This is a genomic window from Bacillus sp. AFS012607 (assembly GCF_002558005.1).
GTDB classification, from domain to species: Bacteria; Bacillota; Bacilli; order Bacillales; family Bacillaceae_G; genus Bacillus_A; species Bacillus_A thuringiensis_S.
Window position 1 is genome coordinate 92,878 of record NZ_NTVM01000015.1, and the last position, 13,284, is coordinate 106,161.

The window sequence follows — 13,284 nt, forward strand, 5'->3', positions numbered from 1 at the left end:
ATTATAATCTCTCCTTCATCGCAGTTGGAATGAAATAATGAAACAGCTTGAATAAAATAAATATCGGGATATATATAAGCAGCATACTAACGATGAAAACCTCAACTCTAATACCCTCATACGATTTCAAAAACATAAAAATACCACCCGTATTAAAAATCCATTCTATAATATATAAATTAGATAACATAAAAAAGATATTCGTTTTCGCAAAGAATAATGTACTAAGCAACACATTTCGTAAAATATGACGATTTAAAATATGAAAACGCCCCAGCCCTTTCGCCTTAGCAAATAGTACATAATCTTTTTCTAGTTCATTTTCAAAACGAATCACTACCATTTTTACAAACATAATCGTAGTCGGGATGCTCAAACACAATATTGGCAACCCTCTAATCGACTCGCCTCCAATTGACGCAATTTGAAAAGGTAAAAAACCTGTTTGTTTAAAAAACCATACAACTAAGATTTGTGATACTAAAATAAGAAGAATATCTGGAATGGATTCTAGGAAGATAAGAAATGATTTAATTCGATGTTGTATACGCGGTGAACTACTCATAATTACATAAACAATGCAAAATGCTACAAATAATGAAATGAAAAAAGCAGCCAAAAAAATAATAATCGTTTCTTTATAATGGACGAACAACTGTGGAAATAAAAATTTACCTCTCACATATTGCAAATTGGAAATATCCATTAAGTTCACAAACACTTCTTTTAAAGTCTGTATGTACTTTGATACATCCATCTTAAATCCATAAAATAATTTCGGCAAAGCCCCTAAAATAATAATCCCCAAAATCGAAATAAGAAATTGAATCGTCACTTCCATTCCATTTAGAAAAACTTTTTTGACCACGTTTTCCCTTCTCTCTATATATAATTTACCCCCTAATTTTATTCTTAATTTTCAGAATTGTAAATATTTTAAAGATAAAAAATCACTAGGCTATGATCCTAGTGATTCTTTATGCGCATGCCTCTCTCTTTTCGCAAACGGCATATACAAAGTGTAACATCCAATAAGCGCAGCTATTTCTAATGAAATAATATAGTAAGGATGCGGCCCTAACATATCGAGTAATGAAGCAGTTTCTGGCTTATGAGCTAAAAACATATAATTACCGCCTGTTTTGTAATTTACAAACGAAACAATCGGAATCAATATGTTTAAAAATATCATCGTACGTTTAATAGATTGTAATGTAGGACGATACCCTTCTACCCAAGTCATAAAGAGCGGTGCCCAAATGAGCAATACATGTGCGATGAAATATTCAATGAAACGAAAATGTGGAAAAGTATACTGCAAGTTCGGCGTTAAAATGGCTTGTGATGCACCAATAATTCCTGTAAAAAATACAATCTCATATATGCGATAACTTTTCGTTACAATCATAATCGACGCTAATAATAAACTAATCGTACATAACTCAAACGGTAATGAAGTAGCTAGCTCAAAAATCCCCGCTTTCCACTCCCACATATAGAGCCCAATTTCACTACCTATAAATAAAAATGCAATCGCATATCGAACCGTTATATTCCACTCACTTTGACGCAATAAATCTTGGTATTGATACAGAAAAAATATCCCCACCAACATAATAAATAATATAAGGACGTGTTGTCTTGAGTATGGAATAAACGATTTTAATGGATGCGCACTAAAATAAGCTTCCATCTTCCTTCCTCCTCTCCTTCATACAATATTATTGTAAGAAAGAAACAACGAGTCAATTCATTTGCTTATACTAGGACAACCTCTACCTTACATTTACATATTCATACCTTACAAAACTGTAAGGTTATTGTAAGCTAAAACGATTTGTCAGATTCTTCACCTCTTCTATACTTAATGTAGATACTAAAACGAACGAAAAGGTGATAAATAGATGAAAAAGAAAAATAAAGTGTTAATTACTAGTGTAGTAGCAATTGGAATTGCAGCTGGATCATACTTTGCATTTGCTGGTGGTGGCGGTTCAGAAGTAGCAATGGCATATAGCGGATATAAAGTAACTGAAAAACAAATCCAAAACGCGCAAAAATTTGGTGGCGAAGTTATTCCAAACGGAATTGAAACTATTTCATTCGATCCAACAAAAGGAACATATGAATTAGCTGTAAAAAAAGGCGATGAAGTGAAAAAAGGTCAGCTTCTGTTTAAATACAATGACCCTACTGCTAAACAAGGTGTAACAGAAGCAGAAATGCAAAAGAAAATCGCACAAAAAGAAGTAACGTTGTTTCAAAAACAAATTGATGCAGCGAAACAAAAATTACAAAAAGATAAAAATGCAGGCCTTCCTTCTGAAGCATTAAAAGCATCAGAAGTTGAAGTTGGGCAATTAGAATCACAACTTGAAATGAAAAAGTTTGAAGTTGAAAAAGCTGATGAAATGATTAAAGCAGCAAAAGAAAAAGTAAACACACTTTCTGTAACAAGTCCTGCTGATGGCGTAATTGATGATATCGTGAAAACTGCTGACGAAAAAACAGGTATGAGCGGAATTACTCTTCGTCACGCTGGTCAATTCAAGGTAAAAGGTCAACTTTCTGAATATGAGCTTGCTAGTATGAAAGTTGGGCAAGAAGTAACTGTTTCCTCAAAAACTGTCGCTGGTAAGACTTGGACAGGAAAAGTAACAGAAATCGGTTCTACACCATTAAAGAGCATGGATGAAAATAAAACTGTTTCTAACTATCAATTCACTGTCACATTAGATAATAGTGACGAACTACAAAACGGCTTCCACGTATACGTAACAAGTAAATCTGGCGAAGCAACTGGTACAATTGTTCCGAAAAGCAGTATCGTGAAAAAAGGTGACAAAAATGTTGTCTTCGTTGTAAAAGACGGTAAAGCGAAAGAACAAGCAGTTACTGTTGAATTCGAGACTGATAGCGAATCAAAAGTTTCTGGAGTGAAAAAAGGAGAGGAAGTTATCTCTAAACCTGAAAAAGACTTAAAAGATGGTATGGAGGTTGTCGCCCAGTGATTAACTTAAAAGGCATCACGAAATCCTTCCAAAATGGTGCAGAATCCGTTCAAATATTACACGGAATTGACGTAACACTGAATCAAGGAGAATTCACTTCTATTATGGGACCTTCTGGTTCTGGTAAATCAACATTAATGAACATTATTGGTTGCTTAGATAAACCGACGACGGGTACGTACGAACTAGCTGGACAAAACATTTCAAACATGTCTGAAACAGAACTTGCACATGTTCGTAATAAAGAAATCGGATTCGTATTCCAAAACTTCATGTTATTACCGAGACTTACAGCACTTCAAAATGTAGAGCTACCTCTTATTTACGCTGGAGTTGATAAAAAAGAAAGACGCGAACGCTCATTAGCCGCTTTAACAAAAGTCGGTTTAGCTGATCGCGCTACTCACTTACCAAACGAATTATCCGGTGGTCAAAAGCAACGTGTCGCCGTTGCCCGCGCAATCGTAAATAACCCAAAATTCATTTTAGCCGATGAACCGACGGGAGCACTTGATACGAAAACAAGTACACAAATTATGGACCTCTTTTACGAATTAAATAAACAAGGCTCAACAATCATTATGATTACCCATGACCGTGAAATCGGGGAAGCTGCAGCACGTCAAATTGTAATTCGTGACGGAAATGTCGTCCAAGATTGGAGAGGTTAATTTTGAATACGAGTGAAAATATACGCATGGCCCTTTCCTCTATCTTTGCTCATAAAATGCGTTCCATCTTAACGATGCTAGGTATTATTATCGGTATTAGTGCCATTATTACTATCATTTCAATGGGTGATGGTACAAACGCAAAGTTTAAAAAAGAATTAGGCCAAGGAAAAGATAACGAAGTAACGATTTACTACAACAATCCTGATTACGGAACAGATAGTGCCAAAATCACACCTGATATGCTAAACCGTCTGCAAACTGTACCAGGCGTTAAAGATGTATATCCAGACGTAAGTATGAAAGTAAAAGCATCTGCTGGTTCAAAAGATGTAAATCTTGATTTAAAAGGTGGAACAGGCGCCTTTATGAAAGATTCGAAAATAAAATTAGTTCACGGTCGTGAATTAAATGACAGTGAACTAAACCAAGCAATCCCTGCTGTTATATTAAATGAAGAAGCTTTCAACAAATTATTTAGTGGTTGGGAATCAAACCAATACACAGATATAAAAGGAAAGCCTTATAAAATAGTCGGTGTATACGAAACGAAAAACGACTTTGGAATGCCTATGCCTGAAGGTTATACATCACTTGAAAATGCACCTGTAATTTCAGGAGTAAATGAGTATGACTCCGTAAGATTAACAATGACCTCTCCGACAGAACGTAAAAGTGTAGAAAAACAAGCCGTTTCTGTCTTAAACGAACTGAAAGCTCCTAAATTTGAGCACAAATTCGAAGCACAAGACTTAGGTGAATTTACGAAACAACTAGACGAATCAATCGGTATGATGAAAATGGTATTCGGTGGTATTGCTGCTATCTCCTTACTTGTTGGTGGTATCGGTGTAATGAACATCATGCTCGTATCTGTAACAGAACGTACACGTGAGATTGGTATTCGTAAAGCTCTTGGTGCAACACGTGGTAAAGTATTAACACAATTCTTAATCGAATCTTGTATTTTAACAGGACTTGGTGGTTTCATCGGATTCATGCTCGGTATTTTCTTCGCTTGGATCGTCTCAATCTTTGCTGGATGGCCACTCGTTGTCTCAAAAGAACTTGGACTTCTTGCAGTAGGTATTTCAATGCTGATCGGTATTGCATTCGGACTACTACCAGCTAACAAAGCTGCAAAACTTGATCCAATTGAATGTTTACGATATGAATAAACAAAAACGTAGGAGTTTACACTCCTGCGTTTTTTATTTACCTATTAAATCGAGTTTCTTCTATTATATATGTTTCACGTTACAACTATCATTCTATTACTCTTCATTATTTATAGGTACTAAGGCTATTATCTAATCCTATTATTGCAAAAATACTATGTAACAGACGAAAATCAAGGCGTAATTTTTTCCATACATCGACTGATTTTGTAACAATTATATCGATATTTTATTAAATTTCACCTCGTTTATATGTTTTCACACCTAAAAACATTATCATTTCATAACTAATTTTTCATTCAAACAGTAAAATACATCATTCTTGTAACACTACAGACATTCAAGAGAAACATTACTGTAATATTATTAATGTTACAGTAATTGAAATGCTACTCATTTTGTGTTTTATATGCCCTGATACGCCAAAAAACAACAAGGAAGCGCTATCAGGATATTTATGGAATTGTTACAGAATATTAATGCTCCGTTACGAAAGCTTTGTAATTATATGTTTTTCGCAAATAAGAAAATAATGGTTGCTATAATGAGGTCAACGAAAACAAATGCAATGGAGGCTATTATGAAAAAATTTATGGGTATAGCAACAGCAGCGGTTTTTGGTCTTGGGATTTTCACAACATCTGCTAAAGCAGAAACAATCGTAACGACTGACGTACTAAACGTACGAGAAAACCCAACTACTGAATCAAAAGTTGTAGGAAAATTATTAGATGGATATAAAGTAAATGTTTTACATACAGAAAATGGTTGGTCAAAAGTTCAATTGAATAGCGGTAAAGAAGCTTTCATAAGTGCTGACTATACAAAAGACACTTACTACGTAACAGCAAACGTATTAAACGTACGTGCTGGTGCAAACACAGATTCAGAGATTCTTGGTAAGTTGAAAAAAGATGATATAATCGAAACAACACACCAAGTACAAAATGATTGGATTCAATTTGAATATAACGGAAAAACAGCTTATGTTCATGTTCCTTACTTAACAGGTAAAGCTCCAATTAAAGTTCAGCCAGTAGTTAAAGTTGAAAAAACAACTACAGTTCAAGATACAGCTAAAGTTCGTGAAGCAGTTAAAGCTCAAGAAGTAGCTGAAACTCAAGCAAAAGCTAAGGCCGCGGAAGCAACTAAAGCTCGCGAAGCAGCTGAAGCTCAAGCAGAAGTTAAGGCTCAAGAAGCGGCTAAAGCTCGTGAAGCAGCTAAGGCTCAAGAAGCAGCTAAAGCTCAGGCAGATGCTGAAGCTCAAGCAGAAGCTAAAGCTCAAGAGGCGGCTAAAGCTCGTGAAGCAGCTAAAGCTCAAGCAGATGCTGAAGCTCAAGCAGCGGCTAAGGCTAAAGAAGCAGCTAAAGCTCGTGAAGCGGCTAAAGCTCAAGAAGCAGCTGAAGCTCGTGAAGCAGCTAAGGCTCAAGAAGCAGCTGAAGCTCGTGAAGCGGCTAAGGCTCAAGAAGCAGCTAAAGCTCGTGAAGCGGCTAAAGCTCAAAAACCAGCTACACAACAACCTGCTGCAAAAGAAACTGAAACAAGTACACCATCATCTTCTCGTGAGTTACGTGTTGTAGCAACAGCTTACACAGCAGATCCACTTGAAAATGGTTATAAAGCAGGCGACCAAGTAAAATCAGCTATGGGTCATAACTTAACAGCTAATCCAAACATGAAACTAATTGCAGTTGATCCAAGTGTCATTCCATTAGGTTCAAAAGTATGGGTTGAAGGTTACGGAGTAGCAATCGCTGGTGATACTGGTGGGGCTATTAAAGGTAATAAAATCGACGTTTTAATGCCAGATAAAGGCACATCAAGTAGCTGGGGACGTAAAACAGTTACAGTTAAAGTATTAAACTAGTTATAAAAAAGAGTCAGTCTCATCGTTGAGGCTGGCTCTTTTTTATGATTCTTACATGCTTTCTTTCTCTTGAAAGTAAGTAATATTATGTCGAAGCCACTCCCTCTCCGACATAAACAAGTTTCCACGTTTTTTGTACACTTTATCAAATATCTTTAAAACTTCTTCATGATTAGCAAACTTATGTAAGAAAGGAAGAGCAATGATAATCTCTGCTTCATCCGTAGGCTCTACTTCATTTTTACGTCTTCTAGCAACAATTTTATTCACACGTTCGCAAATTGCTCTCATTGCCATTTCGTCGCCATACGTATAAATAGCTCGAACAGCTTCATATTTCACCATCACATTTCTATCATGTAAAGCTTCAATATAAACTATTTGTAAGTCCGATCCCCCTATTTTTGCTAAAACCTCAATAACGGTTGAACGAACATAGACACTATTACTATATAAAAGCTTTGTTAACGGCAGAATCGATTGCTTCGTTCCAATCTCAAGCAATGTATAACAAATATGTGTAATCTCATCTTTATTTTCTTCAGTATCCAGCAACTTTAGCAACGCACTTTCCGCTTCTAACGATTTATATAACTTTAAGGAAGCAACTGCCCAATAACGAACACTATCGTTTTTATGATAAATATACGGAATGATTTTATTTGTACTACTTACTTCTGGCAATGTATAAATATTACTAAGCAGTTCACTTAACAAAGTCGGGATTTGTTCACATTCCAAACGATCTATAAGATAATCAGCAATATAGATTTCCTTCGTATTGATGGCGAGTTTCGTCATTAAATAATAAATATCTTTCTTCATAGATACCTTTTTTGCTTTGATTACCTTCTGCTGTAAATAAGGAAAAGTTAATAAGTCATTTAACGCTTTTGCTTCATCATACGCACGATGCCAAATCTCTGTTTCTTCATCAGCCATCCGCCTTAATAAATCATCTATATACTCTTCCATCTCCTTCTCTCCCGTCCAAATGAAATCTATCTCTTTGCATTCTATATACGATAGACTACTATATCAATAGAAAAAAGAGGATGCCACAGCATCCTCTCCTTCTCTTCTCTATTCCACACAAGTAAACTGCGTCCAAGCTCCTACATAATTTAGTAAGAATAACTCCTCTTCCGCAATTGTACCGACGATATTTTTCCGTTCATCTATCGGCATTTCTTTTAAAATGATTTGCAGTTCACCTTTATACTTTCCGAATGAGTTATTACCAATTACAACTTGCCCTCTTTCCTGTAGCACACTTTCGCGCACTGGAAAGTCATAGTCTTTATATTTTTTACGCACTTCTGTAGAACGTATCATATACTCTGTTATGTCGCCGCGTCTTACATGTAATTCTTGCAGCGTAGCTCTCTTCTCTACTTCAGTCGCTTCGTCTACAAAGTGCACTTTTAGCTGTAACATGTAGCGATTTAAATTTCCTAGTTTTTCTAACTCCTCTTCACTTGCATAAGCATTTCCGATAATGACATCATCAATTAGCCCTGTTGCCCATAAATGCTTCGCTTGTACTTCAATTGGTAAATTACGATGCTCTTCTAACGTACATAATCCGTCGTTAATATCCCATGGACCGATGTTTGCGGCATGTGATGTAATAAAGGCTGCACTGCGAATACCATGCTTTTTAAAGCGTTCACTACAGCGAATGAAATAATCGTACGGAAGACCAGTGAATTTTTGCGGATAAAAATTATGGCAACCAATTAAAGCTGATTTATTCGCTTGATGCGAAAGAATATTTTCTAAGTACGCAATATCGTTACTTACATTTAACTCGATTTTTAAACCGTACGGATTATTCGTCATTTTCGCTTCCGTCAATCCGTCAAAGCCTACATCTAATCGAATACCATCTGCACCTAACTCTGCGAAAAATGATAGATCACTATAACTAATACCAAGCTGATCAAACACAGCTGGAGCTACATCTAAAATAACTTCCATATTGTTATCTTTCGCATGATTAATAATCTCTTTAAATTCAGCTATAATTTCTTCTTTCGGACGATTCACAGATAACAAACAAGTAAATATTCTTGAAAAACCGTGTCGTGCCGCTGACGAAATATAAGCCATATCTTTTTCTTTCGTTGAATGTTCTGGATAAAGTGAAATCCCTAATTTACGCTCCATGCTTTTGCATCTCCTTCACACGTTGTATTAATGCCATGGTCGTAAATCTATATTTTGCAGATAAACATGTTGCACATAAAATTGTCGGTACAATAATTACGTACGGTGAGTGTAGACCTAACATTACATATGCACCCATTGAACAACCGATAAATAAAACTGATACTAGTAGTAACACTAATAAGGATTTACTTTGTACCCATTTCGAATAATGGGCAATACACTGTCCGATCACAAATGTAATTAAGATGATAATTGCTCCGAGCATTCTGTTTTCTCCTCTCCTGCTAATTGTTGTTTCTCATACATTTTGAAGAATGGATAGTAAATAACGAATGAGATTACAAAGTTAACAAGTACAAGTACACCAGCCATAATTGTCCAGTCCGTACTAATCACCGCTGCAATTGGTGCTAACATCGTAAATGGCAATTTCGCCATCATGAGTGGAATCATACCTGAAACAACTGCGAAATATGATACTGTCGTTGTCACTAACGGTGTAATAACGAACGGAATAATTAAGATTGGGTTCATTACAATTGGTGCCCCGAAAATAATTGGCTCGTTAATATTGAATAAACCTGGTACGAATGATAATCTACCTAACTCTTTTAGGAACTTAGATTTAGAGAACATAAACATAATTACTAAAGCTAACGTTGAGCCAGATCCGCCAATCCATACGAACCATTGAATGAACTGCTCTGTAAATAAGTTTGGTAACTGATGTGCATTTCCTGTAGCCGTGAACACTTCCATATTTTCAAGAATTGCGGAATCCCACATCGGACGAATGATTGGTCCTAAAATTGCCGGTCCATGTATACCAAATGACCAGAAGAACACGATTAAGAATACTGTTAATAAACCACCGAATAAGTTATTTCCTACTAGTACTGATTTTAATGGTGCGATTAAGTATGTAATTGTTGTATTTACATCGAATTTCAAACCGTAGCGAATGCCCCAGAATAAAAGAATAACTACTAATGTTGGAATTAATGCTGCAAACGAATTTGAAACTGCTGGTGGTACACTGTCTGGTAATTTTATTGAGATATTATGCTTAATCATAAAATGATAAATTTCCACTGCAATTAATGCTGTCACAATTGCGCCGAATAAAGACGTTGCACTTAATGTTCCTACTGAAATATATCGACCTGCATCAATAACACCTGGTACAGCTTTCGTAATTTGAATTGGTTCAACTGATGCTAGTAAAAAGGCGAGTACAGATAGTAGCCCTGCACTTAATTGATTGAGCTGATAAAAGTTCGCGAGCGAAGCCCCTACTCCAAACGCTGCGTATAAGGCCATTAGTCCTACTGTAAATCGGAATGGAATATCTAAAATATGGCGAAACGGTGCAATCCATTCCATATATGCATCAATTGGTAAATTTAAAAAGATAACGAAAAATGACCCGACGATCGTTAACGGTAATGTAGAAATAACCCCATTTCGAATTGCCAATAAATGTCGTTGTCCTGCAATCTTTTGCGTTGTTGGCATAATCTTTTGTTCCATAAAACTCATAAACCCATTCATCAATAGCCCTCCTCTTTCTCTCTACTATAAAAGAATGAAATAAACTTTATAACATTATAATGTTTATATTTAAAAAGATATAATTATGCTAAAACTAATTGTTCTGCTTGCCTAAGCACTTTCAAACCATCACACATGCCATAATCTCGTTGGTCTATAATTGCAACTGGTATGTTGTATGAGTTTGCAAGAAACTCTACAGCTGGAAATAAATATTTCACTTGTGGACCGATTAAAACGACATCGGCTTCTTTTATTTCAAGTTTCACAAGTTCTGAATCAACCGCCTTAATTTTATAATTCTTCTCCTGTTTCTTTGCCTCTTCTTGCATTTTTCTTACGACCATACTCGTTGACATGCCTGCTGCACAACATAATAAAATATACATCTTATACTGTCACTTTCTCTTCTACTCGTTTATGAAGAGTAATAAATTCTTCAGCTAGTTCTTTCACTGTAATTGCATTCATTAAATGGTCTTGTGCGTGCACTAACAGTAAACTGATTTCTGTATGATTTCCTCTTGCCTCTTCTTGAATTAAATCCGTTTGAATACGATGTGCTGCTGAAATTTCCTCACTAGCAAGTTTCATCTTTTCACCCGCATTCTCAAAATCTCCTTGTCTTGCAAAAGCGATTGCTTCAAGCGCTGCACTTCTCGCATTGCCACCATGTAAAATTAATGCAAATGGAGTTTGCATATCAGCCATTTTAAATTCCCCCAAGCTATATGTTTTCTATATTTTTATCTTATTATGAAAACGCATACAATTAAACATAAAAAACTTCCGTTATGTAACGGAAGTTTTTATATACTTTTTCAAAATGATAATAAAATCTCTTGAAAATCTTCAATTACCTCGGTCTGAGTAAGTTTCTCTATCGTAGTTTGACTAGACATAATATCATATAAAAAATCATAAAGCCTTTGCAAATCTTCATTATTATTGCGCTTTACACTAAATAAAATAATTACTTGTACTTTTTTATCTCCCCAATCAACAGCCTTTTCAAGTGTGCAAAACATCAAAAAAGTTTCCTCACTTAATAACTGCATCGGATGCGGGATTGCAACTGAATTCCCAACCGCTGTCGGAGACGTATTTTCTCTTTCCATAACAGAAGCATAAAAGTTTTCTTGTACATAATGTTTCTCAGCAGCTTTCTCACATAAAAACTGAATAACATCCTCTTTCGTAGAAGCACTATGATTTAAAAAAATTAAATCTTCCTTAATATAAGGCTGCACACTATTATTCACATGCGTAAACAACCGCTGACCAATCGATTTAATCTCTTTATCATCAAATATTGAATTCACTTTTATAACTGGAACAGGCAAGCCACTCGGTATATGAATCGTACTAATAATACAATCTATTTTTTCTTTATAAAGATCTTCTACTTTCAATTGATAATAGCCTGTAATACCTACAATCTCTAATTTATCTCGGAACTGTGATAAAATTTTATATTTTAATAGTTGTGCACTTCCTTGACCAGTCGCACAAACTAATAAGCATCTTTTCTTTTGATTTTGCTCCTGCAAACGGCTCATCGCTCCGCCGAAGTGAATTGCAATATAGCCAATTTCACTTTCAGGGATCGATTCACCCGTATATTCACCAATGATATCTCCAACAAGAACCGCAATTTCAAAAGCATACGGATAATTCTTTTTCACTTCTGCCAAAAGAGGATTTCTCGTATTTAACTTATACTTCAAACGATTTAATAACGTTTTTAAATGAATACCAAATCCAAATAATAATTCTTCATCATAATAAAAAATAAGATTCCGTTCTTCCGCTACTTTAAAAAGAATATGTTGCATAAATGCATATATATCTTTTCCTAATAGCTCTTCTACATTTTCATAGCGATCTCTCGTTGTAACAGCAGTACTTAATAAATGCATCGTCACATATAATACTTCTTCTTCTGGAAATGAAAATTTCAACTCTTTCTCTAAATCTCCTAAAATCTGCTTCGCAATTGTATATTCTTTCTTTATTATAAGTTTTGATTGCTCCGTATGCAGTTCTTTCATATAATGTTGACTTTGACAACGCTTTAATGCGATTGCAATATGAATGACTAAATTATCAATTTCTATATCAGATAAATATATTGTTCCACCTTCAATATACTTTAATATAATTGAACGGATGTGTGATATATAAGGTAGCGATAAATATGTCTCCGTCTGCTCAAATTGCTCATGAAACGGAGTATGGTCATAACGCGGTAAACCATATTGTGATAAACAAGAACGAATATTAAATTCCTCTCCAACAATACGTATACCATAATACGGTCTCTTCTCAATTTGTAATTTATAGCGACCACATATATCTGTAACATCTTTCATAATTAAATTAACCGTTGATTTGCTCACATAAATCTCTTCCGCTAATTCTGAAAGCTTCACATATCCCTCTGCCGTTAAAACACGCTGCAGAATGTACGCTATTCTTTCTTCATAAGAAGTTGGGATCTTTTCCGTCTGTTTTTGAAATAGACTCACACAAAAGTCTTCAAATTTCTTCGTTTGTATAATTTCTAATTCGTACCCAGTCCCTCTTTGCGATTCGATTTTCGCTCCGTTTTCTTCCAATATATCATTTAATAATTTTATATCCTTTTGAATCGTCTTCGTTGATACATGTAAACGGCCCGCTAAAAAAGCTCGATTTAACATCGATTTCTCTTCTAAAAACTCCTCTAAAATAGAAATTAATCGCTGCTGCACCTTTGTCATAGCTCTTCCTCTCGCTCTTTATATATAAAGGGGGAAAAGCTGCTGAAATCAGTAGTTTTTCCCCTTTATATT

General features: G+C 35.3%; 13 protein-coding genes. 4 read left to right on the top strand and 9 right to left on the bottom strand.

What is annotated here, in order from left to right; translation table 11 throughout:
• Position 1: 1 nt before the first annotated feature.
• Together CN409_RS19745 and CN409_RS19750 are read right to left on the bottom strand one after the other, a co-directional pair.
• Positions 2-868 carry an ABC transporter permease subunit gene (locus CN409_RS19745; protein WP_016097785.1) on the bottom strand — a complete coding sequence of 289 codons (867 nt, stop codon included), beginning with the start codon at positions 866-868 and terminating at the stop codon, positions 2-4.
• Between the two features lie 90 nt (positions 869-958).
• Entirely contained in the window at positions 959-1,693 is a 735-nt protein-coding gene (locus CN409_RS19750) for a YwaF family protein (RefSeq protein WP_000388717.1), read from the bottom strand.
• 211 nt (positions 1,694-1,904) lie between these two features.
• Between CN409_RS19750 and CN409_RS19755 the strand changes: the two genes are divergently transcribed.
• The 4 genes from CN409_RS19755 to entC all read left to right on the top strand — a co-directional run bounded on the left by CN409_RS19755 (position 1,905) and on the right by entC (position 6,727).
• Positions 1,905-3,011: an efflux RND transporter periplasmic adaptor subunit gene (locus CN409_RS19755; protein WP_000728803.1), complete on the top strand. Its 1,107-nt coding sequence runs from the start codon at positions 1,905-1,907 to the stop codon at positions 3,009-3,011.
• On the top strand, positions 3,008-3,682 hold the full coding sequence (locus CN409_RS19760) for an ABC transporter ATP-binding protein (RefSeq protein ID WP_000609101.1): 675 nt from the start codon (positions 3,008-3,010) through the stop codon (positions 3,680-3,682). The genes CN409_RS19755 and CN409_RS19760 overlap by 4 nt, the downstream gene beginning before the upstream one ends.
• Positions 3,683-3,708: 26 nt before the next feature.
• On the top strand, positions 3,709-4,860 hold the full coding sequence (locus CN409_RS19765; RefSeq protein ID WP_003309116.1) for an ABC transporter permease: 1,152 nt from the start codon (positions 3,709-3,711) through the stop codon (positions 4,858-4,860).
• A 457-nt stretch (positions 4,861-5,317) separates the two neighbouring features.
• A complete protein-coding gene (gene entC, locus CN409_RS19770; protein WP_141527715.1) occupies positions 5,318-6,727 on the top strand; it encodes a cell wall-binding protein EntC in 1,410 nt (469 codons plus the stop codon).
• Positions 6,728-6,778: 51 nt separating this feature from the next.
• On the opposite strand, the gene CN409_RS19775 is transcribed toward entC, so the two are convergent.
• The 7 genes from CN409_RS19775 to CN409_RS19805 form a co-directional block, all read right to left on the bottom strand.
• The gene (locus CN409_RS19775) at positions 6,779-7,702 is read right to left on the bottom strand and encodes a HEAT repeat domain-containing protein (protein ID WP_097980889.1); all 924 of its coding nucleotides are present in this window, start codon (positions 7,700-7,702) and stop codon (positions 6,779-6,781) included.
• A gap of 108 nt (positions 7,703-7,810) precedes the next feature.
• The gene (locus CN409_RS19780) at positions 7,811-8,896 is read right to left on the bottom strand and encodes a DUF871 domain-containing protein (protein ID WP_000440072.1); all 1,086 of its coding nucleotides are present in this window, start codon (positions 8,894-8,896) and stop codon (positions 7,811-7,813) included.
• Positions 8,886-9,164 carry a hypothetical protein gene (locus CN409_RS19785; protein WP_086390994.1) on the bottom strand — a complete coding sequence of 93 codons (279 nt, stop codon included), beginning with the start codon at positions 9,162-9,164 and terminating at the stop codon, positions 8,886-8,888. Before CN409_RS19785 ends, CN409_RS19780 begins: the two co-directional genes overlap by 11 nt.
• A complete protein-coding gene (locus CN409_RS19790; RefSeq protein WP_001013060.1) occupies positions 9,140-10,450 on the bottom strand; it encodes a PTS sugar transporter subunit IIC in 1,311 nt (436 codons plus the stop codon). Before CN409_RS19790 ends, CN409_RS19785 begins: the two co-directional genes overlap by 25 nt.
• A gap of 83 nt (positions 10,451-10,533) precedes the next feature.
• A complete protein-coding gene (locus CN409_RS19795; RefSeq protein WP_000275633.1) occupies positions 10,534-10,839 on the bottom strand; it encodes a PTS sugar transporter subunit IIB in 306 nt (101 codons plus the stop codon).
• 1 nt (position 10,840) lies between these two features.
• A complete protein-coding gene (locus CN409_RS19800; RefSeq protein WP_000774625.1) occupies positions 10,841-11,161 on the bottom strand; it encodes a PTS lactose/cellobiose transporter subunit IIA in 321 nt (106 codons plus the stop codon).
• Positions 11,162-11,271: 110 nt separating this feature from the next.
• On the bottom strand, positions 11,272-13,212 hold the full coding sequence (locus CN409_RS19805) for a BglG family transcription antiterminator (protein ID WP_097980890.1): 1,941 nt from the start codon (positions 13,210-13,212) through the stop codon (positions 11,272-11,274).
• Between the last annotated feature and the right edge of the window lie 72 nt (positions 13,213-13,284).

Excerpts from the sequence above, each read along its gene's own strand:
- CN409_RS19765 (WP_003309116.1), top strand. The coding sequence starts at position 3,709 with ATGGCCCTTTCCTCTATCTTTGCTCATAAAATGCGTTCCATCTTAACG.
- entC (WP_141527715.1), top strand. The coding sequence starts at position 5,318 with ATGGAATTGTTACAGAATATTAATGCTCCGTTACGAAAGCTTTGTAAT.
- CN409_RS19755 (WP_000728803.1), top strand. The coding sequence starts at position 1,905 with ATGAAAAAGAAAAATAAAGTGTTAATTACTAGTGTAGTAGCAATTGGA.
- CN409_RS19800 (WP_000774625.1), bottom strand. The coding sequence starts at position 11,161 with ATGGCTGATATGCAAACTCCATTTGCATTAATTTTACATGGTGGCAAT.
- CN409_RS19805 (WP_097980890.1), bottom strand. The coding sequence starts at position 13,212 with ATGACAAAGGTGCAGCAGCGATTAATTTCTATTTTAGAGGAGTTTTTA.
- CN409_RS19750 (WP_000388717.1), bottom strand. The coding sequence starts at position 1,693 with ATGGAAGCTTATTTTAGTGCGCATCCATTAAAATCGTTTATTCCATAC.
- CN409_RS19780 (WP_000440072.1), bottom strand. The coding sequence starts at position 8,896 with ATGGAGCGTAAATTAGGGATTTCACTTTATCCAGAACATTCAACGAAA.
- CN409_RS19790 (WP_001013060.1), bottom strand. The coding sequence starts at position 10,450 with ATGAATGGGTTTATGAGTTTTATGGAACAAAAGATTATGCCAACAACG.
- CN409_RS19795 (WP_000275633.1), bottom strand. The coding sequence starts at position 10,839 with ATGTATATTTTATTATGTTGTGCAGCAGGCATGTCAACGAGTATGGTC.
- CN409_RS19785 (WP_086390994.1), bottom strand. The coding sequence starts at position 9,164 with ATGCTCGGAGCAATTATCATCTTAATTACATTTGTGATCGGACAGTGT.
- CN409_RS19775 (WP_097980889.1), bottom strand. The coding sequence starts at position 7,702 with ATGGAAGAGTATATAGATGATTTATTAAGGCGGATGGCTGATGAAGAA.